Below are 11137 nucleotides of genomic sequence, written 5' to 3' on the forward strand. Positions count from 1 at the left end.
GACAAATTGTCGCAATTCATTATTCATTGGGAACGGATGATGGAGACGGCTGGTGAACCGGAAGTTAATTGTATCAAATCAAGTACATGTTCACGCTCGACTGCATCGATTAAGTGGATGATGTCATCGGCCGACTGGTGTTTGCCGTGAAGCAATTCATATTTTCCGTTGCGGCTCATGCGGGACCCCGTGCTTTCAAGCCCAAGCAGCAAATTGCCTTTCAACTGCTCGCGGGAATCGGAAATTTCTGCCTCGCTAATATCGCCTTGTTGCATCCGTTGAAGTGATGTGCGAATCAATTCTTCCACTTCCCCGACTTGGTGGTCGGCAGTGCCCCCGTAGATGGCGAACGTGCCGTGATCTGAGTAAGCTGAATGGTAGGAATAGACCGAATAGGCAAGGCCGCGGTCTTCGCGGATTTCCTGGAACAGCCTGGACGACATCGAGCCGCCGATGATGTTGTTCAATACCGCCATCGTAAACAACTGATCGTCTTGCAGCGACAATCCCGGATATCCAAGACAGATATGGGCTTGTTCCGTTTCTTTATGCTTGATCGACTGCCCAGGCACAAAGGTCGGCATGACATGCGCGTTTTCGGGGCTTTTCCGTTCAAATGAACCGAATAAAGTTTCGATCTGGCTGAGCAATTTGCCATCGATGTGGCCAGCCACGGAAATGACTGTATTTGATGGCGTGTAATGGCGCTCCATATAATCCATGATCTGCTGTCTTGAGAAACGGTCCAGTGTTTCGGTAGTGCCCAAAATTGGAGCGCCGATTGAATTGTCAGGATACATGACCCGCCATAATTGCTCGTGGACATCGTCATCCGCCATGTCTTCAGTCATGCTGATTTCTTCTTTGACGACAAGGCGCTCTTTATCGATTTCCACCGGGTCCATCACCGAATTGAAAAACATATCCGCCAATACCTCGACTGCCAGCGGCGCATGATGGTCAAGCACTTTGGCGTAATAACAAGTGTATTCTTTTGAAGTATAGGCGTTCAAATCGCCGCCGATGCGGTCGAATTCACGTGCGATGTCTTTGGCGCTGCGTTTTTCGGTACCTTTGAACAAGAGATGTTCAATGAAATGCGTGATGCCGTTTTCTTCTGTGCGCTCATCGCGCGAGCCTGTATTGACGAATACGCCGACCGCTACTGAGCGAAAGTGCGGGATATGTTCAGAGACAATGCGCAAGCCATTTTGGCAAGTATACGTGGTAACCATTGAATGCCCTCCTGTATATGAAAAAAATTGCCGGTGAATACCACCGGCAATTTTTCCACTTTGTTTTTATCTAGCGTTTCAAGCCTTTTCGGCTGCTTCTTTTTCTTCTTTCAAAACCGTTTTGCGGGACAAGTTGACGCGTCCTTGGCGGTCGATTTCGATGACTTTCACTTTGACGATATCGCCCATTTTCAAGACGTCTTCCACTTCTTTCGTCCGTTCTTCCTGGATTTCAGAGATGTGAAGAAGGCCGTCTTTGCCCGGGAACAACTCGACGAATGCGCCGAATTTTTCGATGCGCTTAACTGCGCCTTCGTAATATTCGCCGACTTTCGCTTCACGTACGATGTTCTCGATCATCGCTTTCGCTTTGGCGTTCATTTCTTCATCAACAGAAGAGATGAAAATCGTGCCGTCTTGCTCGGTATCGATCTTGACGCCCGTTTCGTCGATGATTTTATTGATGACTTTTCCGCCAGGCCCGATGACGTCGCGGATCTTGTCTGGATTGATTTTCACCATGATGATCTTCGGCGCAAATTTAGACAAAGTTGTACGCGGTGTGTTGATCGTGGCAATCATTGATTCCAGAATGTGCAAACGGCCGATTTTTGCTTGCGTCAAGGCTTCTTCCAGGATTTCGCGGGACAAGCCGTCGATTTTGATGTCCATTTGTAGCGCTGTAACGCCTTCAGCTGTTCCAGCTACTTTGAAGTCCATATCGCCGAGATGGTCTTCCATTCCTTGGATATCGGAGAGAACTGTGTAGTTCTCGCCTTTTTTCACAAGGCCCATCGCAATGCCGGCTACCGGTGCTTTAATAGGCACACCTGCATCCATCATCGCCAAAGTTGACGCACAGATGCTTGCTTGTGATGTGGAACCGTTCGATTCCAATACTTCGGAAACGAGGCGGATCGTATATGGGAAATCTTTTTCATTTGGAATGACTGCTTCAAGCGCACGTTCGCCTAGAGCGCCGTGGCCGATTTCGCGTCGGCCGGGGCCGCGCAAGAAGCCGGTTTCCCCAACAGAGAACAACGGGAAATTATAATGGTGCATGAAACGTTTTGTCTCTTCCAAGCCGAGGCCGTCGATGATTTGTACATCGCCGAGAGCGCCCAGTGTACAGATGCTCATCGCCTGCGTTTGGCCGCGCGTAAATAGGCCGGAGCCGTGAGTGCGCGCAAGGACGCCAACTTCAGAAGAAAGCGCGCGGATTTCAGATGGGCCGCGGCCGTCCGGGCGGATCTTTTCATCCGTGATCAGGCGGCGCACTTCATCTTTGACCATTTTATCGAGCACTTGGCCCGCTTGTTTCTTGATATCGTCTTCTGAATCTGCATATGCTTCAAGCGCACGTTCGCGGACAGCCGCAATGGCTTCATTGCGGGCCTGCTTTTCGTTCACTTGAACTGCAGCGTTCATGTCTTCTTCAACGGCCATTTTCAATTCAGCCGTCAAGTCAGCATCCAATTCGTATAATTGGACAGCCGATTTCTCTTTGGCCACTTCCGCAGCAATTTCTTCCTGGAAAGCGATCAATTTCTTGATTTCTTCGTGGCCGAACATGATCGCTTCAAGAATCACTTCTTCAGACACTTCTTTCGCGCCGGCTTCTACCATATTGATGGCGTCTTTCGTGCCAGCAACCGTCAAGTTGATCGAGCTTTTCTCCATTTGCTCGCCTGTTGGGTTGATGATGTACTCGCCATCAACCATCCCGACGATGACGCCCGCGATCGGCCCGTCAAATGGAATATCTGAAATCATCAATGCTAAGGAAGACCCGAACATCGCTGCCATTTCAGATGGGCAATCCTGGTCGACTGACATGACCATTGAAATGACTTGCACCTCGTTGCGGAATCCGTCTGGGAACAACGGACGCAGCGGACGGTCGATCAAGCGGCTGATCAATGTCGCTTTCTCGGATGGGCGTCCTTCGCGTTTAATGAATCCGCCCGGGATTTTTCCGACAGCGTATTGGCGCTCTTCGTAGTTCACCGTCAGCGGGAAGAAATCCAAAGGCTTCGGTGATTTTGATGCGGTTGCAGTGGATAGCACTGCTGTATCGCCATAACGGATCAATGCCGCTCCGTTTGCTTGTTTCGCCAGTTGACCGACTTCGACCTTCAGTTCTCGGCCAGCCCAGTCAAATGTGTAAACCTTTTTTGTTTGCTCCATGGTCGAGCTCCTCTCTTACCGTGTTTCGTGTAGTATGTATCTTTAAATAGTGTATCAAAAAAGCACATCAAGTGCGATTCAATGATAAGTTTTAAGCATAAAGAAAAAGCGGGACGAATCCCGCTTTCTCTGCTTGCTATTATCGGCGTAGGCCAAGTCTTCCGATTAACTCACGGTAGCGTTGTACATCGTTCTCGCGTAGGTATTTAAGCAAGTTACGACGGCGTCCAACCATTTTGAATAGACCACGACGTGAATGGTGATCTTTCTTGTGGGTACGCAAGTGCTCGTTCAAGTTGTTGATGTCTTCTGTAAGAATGGCGATCTGAATTTCTGGAGAACCAGTATCAGTGTCATGCACTTTGTATTCATTGATCAATTCATTTTTACGTTCTTGAGTGATTGCCATGCTGTTCCACCTCCTAATCTCTGATAGCCCCTATTACCTAGCAAACGTTGGTGATTCGATGTGCCAAGCAACGGTTAGTACGTTCAGTACTTTGATATCATAGCACAGGGATTTCCTGAAATCAACTGTCCGCCTTACACTTCGAAATATTGCTTTGCAGTATCTTTATCCTGCCCGATTTGGGCTTTCAATTCATCGATGCCGGAAAATTTCTGTTCATCGCGGATGCGCTTATGCCATTCAACGACGACTTTCTCACCGTAGATCGACTTATCGAAATCCAGGATATGGACTTCGATGACCAGATTTTTGACATCGGGATTATTGAATGTAGGTTTGTAGCCGACATTGCAGACGCCATCGAAATAGGCGCCTTGCACTTCAATCCGCACAGCATAGACGCCGCGCTTCGGAACGAATGTGCCGAGTTCGGGTTCGACGTTCGCCGTCGGAAAGCCAATCGTCCGCCCGCGCTTGTCGCCATTGACGACGGTGCCGGAAATCCGGTAGGGCCTGCCGAGCAGATGATGGACAGGCTCAACTAGCCCATCTTTCAACAAGTGTCGGATGCGGGTCGAACTGATCTTTTCATTTGCTTCTTCGATTTTGCCAACTGTAGTGACATTGTACCGGCCACTACCGTACGATTCCATCAACGCCATATCCCCGCCGCCTTTATAGCCGAACGAAAAATCAAAACCGGCAACGACTTCCTTGATACCTAAGCCGTCGATGAAGTGCTCGATGAAGTGCTCGGGGGAAAGTTTGGCAAACTCTGAAGTAAAACGGACGATATAGCAAATGTCGACGCCCATTTCCTGCAAGATTTCCATTTTCTGGCCGAGCGGTGTGATATAGAAAACTTCTTCTTTCCTGCCGCCAAGTACGAGCGATGGATGCGGGTCGAAGGTCATAACAGCGGATTTCATTCCGCCTGCCTGTGCTTTGTCAATTGCCGTGCCAATTACTTTCTGGTGGCCGCGGTGAACGCCGTCAAAAAAGCCGATTGCCATCGACAGCGGGCCCTGTTCTTGTGCTTTCATCTCGTGAGGATAACTCAAGTGAATGATTTTCATACTACACCTCGTCCGTTGGAGGAAATCCAAACATTTTTTCGGGTTTCATTTTGCCCGGCTTATCCGGATGCCTTTTGTATAACGCTGCCGGTTTGCCTTGATATGTGAAAACGACAAACGGTTCCGTTTTTAAGACCGGATGTTCCTCAAGTACTTGGCCATTTTTGATGCCAAACAGCAAATCCGCTGTGATTTCTTCAAAAGGAAAAGAACTCAAGCCATAGGAAAGAGGCTGCAAAATAGAACCGATATCCCCATTTTGCGCAATTTCCTCCACTTCGGCAAGCGTCACACATTGTTCTTTCGTAAAACTGCCGGATTGTGTGCGTGTCAGCTGTGACATATGAGCCGGATAGCCAAGCGCCTCGCCGATTTGAACAGCGAGTGTCCGGATATAAGTCCCTTTCCCGCAGCGGATGCGGATGCGGAAACGAATATTCTGCCCTTCCCAAATATCTCCGTCATCCAATAGTTCAATTGAGTCAATGTGTACCGTCCGCACCGGGCGTTTCACTGTCTCCCCTTTACGCGCATATTCATAAAGCTTTCTGCCGTTCACTTTGACGGCAGAGTACATCGGCGGAATTTGTTCAATGTCGCCGGTCAGGCTTTGCAATGCATCTTCTAACTGCTTGCGGCTAATTGTTTTGTCGCTCGCATCTTGTTCTACTACTGCGCCTTCCGCATCTTCTGTTTCCGTTGAAAATCCGATCAATACTTCCGCTTCGTATGTTTTTCCTTGATCAGTAATATACTCCGCCACTTTGGTCGATCGCCCTAAACAAATCGGCAGAACGCCGTCCACTTGGGGATCGAGTGTCCCGGTATGCCCGACTTTTTTCGTTTTCAGGATTTTCCGCAAGCGAAAAACGCAATCGTGGGAGGTCATGCCCGGTTCTTTCCATAATGGAAGAATCCCATTCGGTTCCATATCGGAAGCCCCTCTCTTCATCGGTACTATGACCGAACTATATAGTATGTAGAAAAAAGCCTGCTGTCTAAAAATAGACTGGCAGGCTTTCGGTTTACTCTTCTGTTGGATCTTTGATATCCCGCAGCAATGATTCAATCCGATTGCCGTATGCGACAGACGAATCGATTTCAAACGCCAATTCAGGAGTCTTGCGCAAACGGATCCGCTGCCCGATTTCCGAGCGGATGAATCCTTTGGACTTGGCAAGGCCGAGCAAAGTCTGCTCTTTCTCTTTATCGTCGCCCAATACGCTGATATAGACTGTTGCTTGCTGAAGGTCGCCCGTCACTTCGACATCCGTCACTGTGACAAAGCCGATGCGTGGATCTTTCAATTTTCTGCCGATAATTTCGCCGAGCTCTTTTTTCATCTGCTCAGCTACACGATTCGAGCGCATTGATGACATTTCGAATCCACTCCGTTCTTACAAATATTCTTTCTTTATTTCCATGCATTCCCACGACGGGTTGCTTTCTAGAAAGCGCAGCACATGTGCCATTTCACGCTCAGCTGCTTCTTTCGAAGAAGAGACCGTGACAAACGCAAGGCGCGTGCGCTGCCAAACTTCCTGATGCTCGACTTCCGCCGCCGACACATTGAACTTTTGTTTTGTGCGGGTCATCATGCTTTTGACGACTGCACGTTTATCTTTCAATGAATGCGCGGTAGGGATGAAAAATTCGCATTCCATCGAAAGGATCATTTTCGTTCGATTTCTTCCATGATGTACGCTTCGATGATGTCGCCTTCTTTGACATCGTTGAAGTTTTTGATTGTCACACCACATTCGTAGCCTTTGGCAACTTCTTTCGCATCATCCTTAAAGCGTTTCAAGGTATCGATTTCACCTTCAAAGACGACAATGCCGTCACGGATGACTCTCACGCCGCTATCGCGCGTGATCTTGCCTTCCGTTACATAGCTTCCGGCAATCGTTCCGACTTTGGACACTTTGAATGTGCTGCGGATTTCCGCTTGGCCGATGATTTTCTCTTCGAACTCTGGGTCCAAGAGGCCTTTCATCGCTGCTTCGATTTCTTCGATCACTTTGTAGATGATGCGGTGCAAGCGAATATCGACGCCTTCTGCATCCGCTGCGCGCTTGGCGTTGACATCCGGGCGTACGTTAAAGCCGATGATGATGGCATTAGAAGCTGCCGCTAGGGATACATCGGACTCTGTGATCGCTCCAGCACCCGTGTGGATGACTTTTACGTTGACGCCTTCTACATCGATTTTCAAGAGTGAAGCAGCCATGGCTTCGACTGTCCCTTGAACGTCTGCTTTAACGATCAAGTTCAATTCTTTCATTTCGCCTTGCTTCAATTGATCGAACAAGTTATCAAGTGTAACGCGGTTCTTTTCAGAACGCATTTCCTGCAAAGCAGTAGCCGAACGCGCTTCACCGATTTGGCGGGCTGTTTTCTCGTCTTCAAAGACGACAAAACGGTCGCCGGCTTGCGGCACGTCGCTAAGTCCAGTGATTTCAACTGGTGTCGAAGGCCCGGCTGTTTTCACGCGGCGGCCAAGGTCGTTGACCATCGCACGGACGCGTCCGAACGTATTGCCGACAACGATTGGGTCGCCGACATGCAAAGTGCCATCTTGCACGAGCAATGTCGCGACAGATCCACGGCCTTTGTCAAGTTCTGCTTCGATGACCGTACCGATTGCGCGGCGGCCAGGGTTCGCTTTTAGTTCTCCAACTTCAGAAACAAGCAGGATCATTTCAAGCAATGTATCGATACCTTCGCCGTTCAAAGCGGAAAGCGGAACGAAAATCGTCTCGCCTCCCCATGCTTCGGGTACCAAGCCATGCTCAGTCAATTCCTGCATGACGCGGTCCGGATTCGCGGAAGGTTTGTCCATTTTATTGACTGCGATGATGATCGGAACTTCTGCAGCTTTGGCATGGTTGATCGCTTCCACTGTCTGTGGCATTACGCCATCATCAGCTGCAACGACAATAATCGCAATATCCGTTACTTTTGCACCGCGTGCGCGCATCGTCGTGAACGCTGCGTGGCCCGGTGTATCAAGGAACGTGATTTTTTTGCCATCTTCTTCGACCTGGTAAGCGCCGATATGCTGTGTGATTCCGCCTGCTTCTCCAGCAGTGACTTTCGTATGGCGGATTGAATCCAGCAATGTCGTTTTCCCGTGGTCAACGTGGCCCATGATCGTAACGACAGATGGGCGTTCTTCTTTTTTAGCTTCTTCTTCAGGCTCGAAATAGACTTCCAGATCGGTTTTGTCGACCAAGATCTCTTCTTCTACTTCTACATCGTATTCTGCACAGACGAGTTCAATGGCATCTTTATCCAACTCTTGGTTGATCGTTGCCATTACGCCGAGCATGAACAATTTTTTGATGATTTCTGAAGGCTCGCGCCCTAGTTTTTTCGCCAAATCGCCTACAGTCAAAGATTCACTGAACGTGATTTTTGACGGCAATTCTTTTTCTCTTTTCGGCATTGGCGGCATCGGGTTTACCGGACGCTGCTGTTTGCCTTTACGGTTGCGGTTTTGCCCGCCGCGTCCCGGCCCATTCGAACGGCCGCGCTGTCCTGGCCCTGGAGCCGGTTTTGCAGCTTTTGGCGTAAAGTTGGAACCGCGGCCTGCTTGAGCATTCGCTGCTGCGCCTTGCTGAGACGATTGTGAACGGTTTTGTCCACCCTGTGTGCGGTTTTGGCCGCCCTGTCCACCTGTACGGTTCTGGCCTTGTCCGCCTTGAGGACGGTTTTGCCCGCCTTGGCTGCCTTGTCCGCTTTGTCCACGGCGCTGGTTTTGACCTTGCGGACGGGATTGTGAACCTTGAGCACGGTTTCCTTGTGCAGGTTTTTTATAAATGCCGTCCAATTTCGTCACAGCGTTATCTTCTAAAGTAGCCATATGATTATTGACCTTGATATTCATTTTTGACAATTCGTCGATGATGTCTTTGCTCGGTTTATTTACTTTTTTTGCGTATTCATGTACTCGAATTTTGGTCATCTGCTCACCCCCGGTTATTTTTCGTCAAACAAGCTCGTCATTTTCTTGGCAAAACCGTTATCGGTAATCGCTAGAACGACGCGTGCTTCTTTTCCTATCGCATGCCCAATTTCATAGCGGCTGGCGCCTATGCGCACTGGGACGTTATAGGAATTACATTTATCGTGCAGTTTTTTTCTCGTGTTTTCAGACGCATCTTCAGCCACAATGACTAATTTCGCGTTGCCGCGGCGCACTTCGCTGATTACCAGTTCTTCACCGGTTACCAGTTTGCGTGCACGCGTGGCAAGTCCTAAAAACTGCAGGATTTTTTCTTTATTCATGATTTCAGCTGCTCTCTGCGTACGGCATGGACGAGCTCTTCATAGATTTCGCCTGGAACTTTCACTTCAAGCTGCTTGTCCAAAACCTTCTTTTTGCGTGCCATTTCGATGGCATCTTCCGATTTGGAAACATAAGCGCCTCTTCCTGACTTTTTGCCTGTCAGGTCGACAAATACTTCTCCTTCTTTGGAGCGCACCACGCGGATCATGTCCTTTTTCGGAAGCATTTCACCAGTCGCGACGCATTTTCTCAACGGAATCTTCTTTTGCATAGCCAACGGATATCACCTTCTCAGCTTATTCTTCTTCGTCGTAAAAATCAAAGCCATCCGCATCTTCATCTGCGCTTGTTTCGGCAGAAGCTGACTCTGCAGACGGATAAATTCCTAGTTCACGGGCATCCGTTTCACTCTTGATATCGATTTTCCAGCCTGTTAATTTCGCAGCCAAACGAGCGTTTTGCCCGCGCTTGCCGATTGCAAGAGACAATTGGTAATCCGGTACGACAACTGTCGTGGATTTATCGTCTTCACTCACTTGCACATCCAAAACTTTGGATGGGCTAAGGGCGTTCGCTACGAATACGACCGGGTCTTCTGACCATTCCACGATATCGATTTTCTCGCCGCCCAGTTCGTTGACGATGGTTTGCACTCGGCCGCCTCGTGATCCGACGCATGAACCGACTGGATCCACTTCTTCGTCGTTTGCGTGGACGGAGATTTTCGAACGGTCTCCCGCTTCACGCGCAATCGATTTGATCTCGACAATGCCGTCATAAATTTCCGGCACTTCGTTCTCAAACAAACGGCGCAACAGCCCTGGATGTGTACGTGAAACGAACACTTGCGGGCCGCGTGTGGTACGTTCGACTTTAGTGATATAGACTTTGATGCGGTCATGCGGCTGGTAGCTTTCGTTCGGCATTTGTTCCGTCTGCGGCAATACCGCTTCGACTTTGCCTAAACCGACATACAGGTTGCGGGCGTCCATGCGTTCCACGATACCGTTGACGATATCATCCGCGCGGTCTACATACTCTTCAAAGATCAAGCCACGCTCTGCTTCACGCACGCGCTGCGTAACGACTTGTTTCGCCGTTTGGGCAGCGATGCGGCCGAAGTTGCGCGGTGTGACTTCCTCTTCCACAATATCGCCGATTTCATAAACCGGGTTGAGTGCATGCGCATCCTCTAATGAGATTTGCAGACGGTCATCCTCGACTTCCTCGACAACATCTTTGCGGGAGTAGACAAGCATCGTCCCGGTATCAAGGTTCAAATCGACGCGGACGTTCTGTGCTTGGTTAAAATTGCGCTTATAGGCTGTGACAAGCGCTGCTTCGATCGCTTCGATCAGCACGTCACGTGATATACCTTTTTGTTTCTCTAACACTTCTAAAGCATCCAATAGCTCACTGCTCATGTTTTTCACTCCTAAATTCTTCTATTCAGCTTGCAGAAAAATCGATCGCCAGACGAATCAGGGCAATTTTATTTCTCGGGATGCTGATGGTTTTTCTACGAGTTTTGATTTTGACCTCAATCTCTACTTGTTCTTCATCATACGACTTCAAGTAACCTTCGAATTCTTTGGCATCTTCAATCGGTTCGTACGTTTTGATGTAGATGAAGTTTTCCAAAGCTTTTTCGAAATCCTTTTCCTTCTTCAATGGGCGCTCTGCTCCTGGTGAAGAGACTTCGAGGAAATAGTTCTGCTCGATCGGGTCGGTCGCATCCAACTCTTCACTTAAGCGTTCGCTGACGATTGCGCATTGATCGATGTCGATCGGCTCCTGTGGATTGTCCACATAAACGCGCAAGAACCAGTTCTTGCCTTCTTTCACAAACTCGACATCGACTAGTTCAAGTTCCAGCTCATCGACGATTGGTTGTGCCATTGCTTCAATTTGTTCTGTAATTTTGCTCATAAAATGCCTC

At 48.9% G+C, this 11137-nt stretch carries 12 protein-coding genes; all 12 read right to left on the bottom strand.

The genetic code is table 11. From position 1 onward, the window contains the following. Positions 1 to 23 precede the first annotated feature (23 nt). The 12 genes from G3255_RS10545 to rimP all read right to left on the bottom strand — a co-directional run bounded on the left by G3255_RS10545 (position 24) and on the right by rimP (position 11127). Entirely contained in the window at positions 24 to 1235 is a 1212-nt protein-coding gene (locus G3255_RS10545) for a M16 family metallopeptidase (protein WP_211654427.1), read from the bottom strand. A gap of 78 nt (positions 1236 to 1313) precedes the next feature. Then, a complete protein-coding gene (gene pnp, locus G3255_RS10550) occupies positions 1314 to 3422 on the bottom strand; it encodes a polyribonucleotide nucleotidyltransferase (RefSeq protein WP_211654428.1) in 2109 nt (702 codons plus the stop codon). Positions 3423 to 3561: 139 nt separating this feature from the next. Further along, on the bottom strand, positions 3562 to 3831 hold the full coding sequence (gene rpsO, locus G3255_RS10555) for a 30S ribosomal protein S15 (RefSeq protein ID WP_068462811.1): 270 nt from the start codon (positions 3829 to 3831) through the stop codon (positions 3562 to 3564). A gap of 134 nt (positions 3832 to 3965) precedes the next feature. Further along, positions 3966 to 4907 (bottom strand): riboflavin biosynthesis protein RibF, encoded by a 942-nt coding sequence (ribF, locus tag G3255_RS10560; RefSeq protein WP_211654429.1) that lies wholly within the window; start codon positions 4905 to 4907, stop codon positions 3966 to 3968. A gap of 1 nt (position 4908) precedes the next feature. Continuing rightward, positions 4909 to 5838 (bottom strand): tRNA pseudouridine(55) synthase TruB, encoded by a 930-nt coding sequence (truB, locus tag G3255_RS10565; RefSeq protein ID WP_211654430.1) that lies wholly within the window; start codon positions 5836 to 5838, stop codon positions 4909 to 4911. A gap of 94 nt (positions 5839 to 5932) precedes the next feature. Continuing rightward, a complete protein-coding gene (gene rbfA, locus G3255_RS10570) occupies positions 5933 to 6286 on the bottom strand; it encodes a 30S ribosome-binding factor RbfA (RefSeq protein WP_068462817.1) in 354 nt (117 codons plus the stop codon). Positions 6287 to 6304: 18 nt separating this feature from the next. Next, complete coding sequence (locus tag G3255_RS10575) at positions 6305 to 6583, bottom strand: DUF503 domain-containing protein (protein WP_211654431.1); 279 nt, start codon at positions 6581 to 6583, stop codon at positions 6305 to 6307. Then, on the bottom strand, positions 6580 to 8874 hold the full coding sequence (gene infB, locus G3255_RS10580) for a translation initiation factor IF-2 (protein WP_211654432.1): 2295 nt from the start codon (positions 8872 to 8874) through the stop codon (positions 6580 to 6582). Before infB ends, G3255_RS10575 begins: the two co-directional genes overlap by 4 nt. 14 nt (positions 8875 to 8888) lie before the next feature. After that, a complete protein-coding gene (locus tag G3255_RS10585; protein WP_211654433.1) occupies positions 8889 to 9197 on the bottom strand; it encodes a YlxQ family RNA-binding protein in 309 nt (102 codons plus the stop codon). Continuing rightward, positions 9194 to 9475: an RNase P modulator RnpM gene (rnpM, locus tag G3255_RS10590; RefSeq protein ID WP_211654434.1), complete on the bottom strand. Its 282-nt coding sequence runs from the start codon at positions 9473 to 9475 to the stop codon at positions 9194 to 9196. Before rnpM ends, G3255_RS10585 begins: the two co-directional genes overlap by 4 nt. A gap of 19 nt (positions 9476 to 9494) precedes the next feature. Next, positions 9495 to 10622 (bottom strand): transcription termination factor NusA, encoded by a 1128-nt coding sequence (nusA, locus tag G3255_RS10595; protein ID WP_211654435.1) that lies wholly within the window; start codon positions 10620 to 10622, stop codon positions 9495 to 9497. Between the two features lie 25 nt (positions 10623 to 10647). Then, positions 10648 to 11127 (bottom strand): ribosome maturation factor RimP, encoded by a 480-nt coding sequence (gene rimP, locus G3255_RS10600; RefSeq protein ID WP_211654436.1) that lies wholly within the window; start codon positions 11125 to 11127, stop codon positions 10648 to 10650. Positions 11128 to 11137 lie beyond the last annotated feature (10 nt).

The organism is Planococcus sp. MSAK28401 (assembly GCF_018283455.1).
GTDB lineage: Bacteria > Bacillota > Bacilli > Bacillales_A > Planococcaceae > Planococcus > Planococcus alpniumensis.

Coding starts and splice junctions, on each gene's coding strand:
- rpsO (WP_068462811.1), bottom strand. CDS start 3,831: ATGGCAATCACTCAAGAACGTAAAAATGAATTGATCAATGAATACAAA.
- rbfA (WP_068462817.1), bottom strand. CDS start 6,286: ATGTCATCAATGCGCTCGAATCGTGTAGCTGAGCAGATGAAAAAAGAG.
- ribF (WP_211654429.1), bottom strand. CDS start 4,907: ATGAAAATCATTCACTTGAGTTATCCTCACGAGATGAAAGCACAAGAA.
- truB (WP_211654430.1), bottom strand. CDS start 5,838: ATGGAACCGAATGGGATTCTTCCATTATGGAAAGAACCGGGCATGACC.
- G3255_RS10545 (WP_211654427.1), bottom strand. CDS start 1,235: ATGGTTACCACGTATACTTGCCAAAATGGCTTGCGCATTGTCTCTGAA.
- G3255_RS10575 (WP_211654431.1), bottom strand. CDS start 6,583: ATGATCCTTTCGATGGAATGCGAATTTTTCATCCCTACCGCGCATTCA.
- G3255_RS10585 (WP_211654433.1), bottom strand. CDS start 9,197: ATGAATAAAGAAAAAATCCTGCAGTTTTTAGGACTTGCCACGCGTGCA.
- rimP (WP_211654436.1), bottom strand. CDS start 11,127: ATGAGCAAAATTACAGAACAAATTGAAGCAATGGCACAACCAATCGTC.
- infB (WP_211654432.1), bottom strand. CDS start 8,874: ATGACCAAAATTCGAGTACATGAATACGCAAAAAAAGTAAATAAACCG.
- pnp (WP_211654428.1), bottom strand. CDS start 3,422: ATGGAGCAAACAAAAAAGGTTTACACATTTGACTGGGCTGGCCGAGAA.
- nusA (WP_211654435.1), bottom strand. CDS start 10,622: ATGAGCAGTGAGCTATTGGATGCTTTAGAAGTGTTAGAGAAACAAAAA.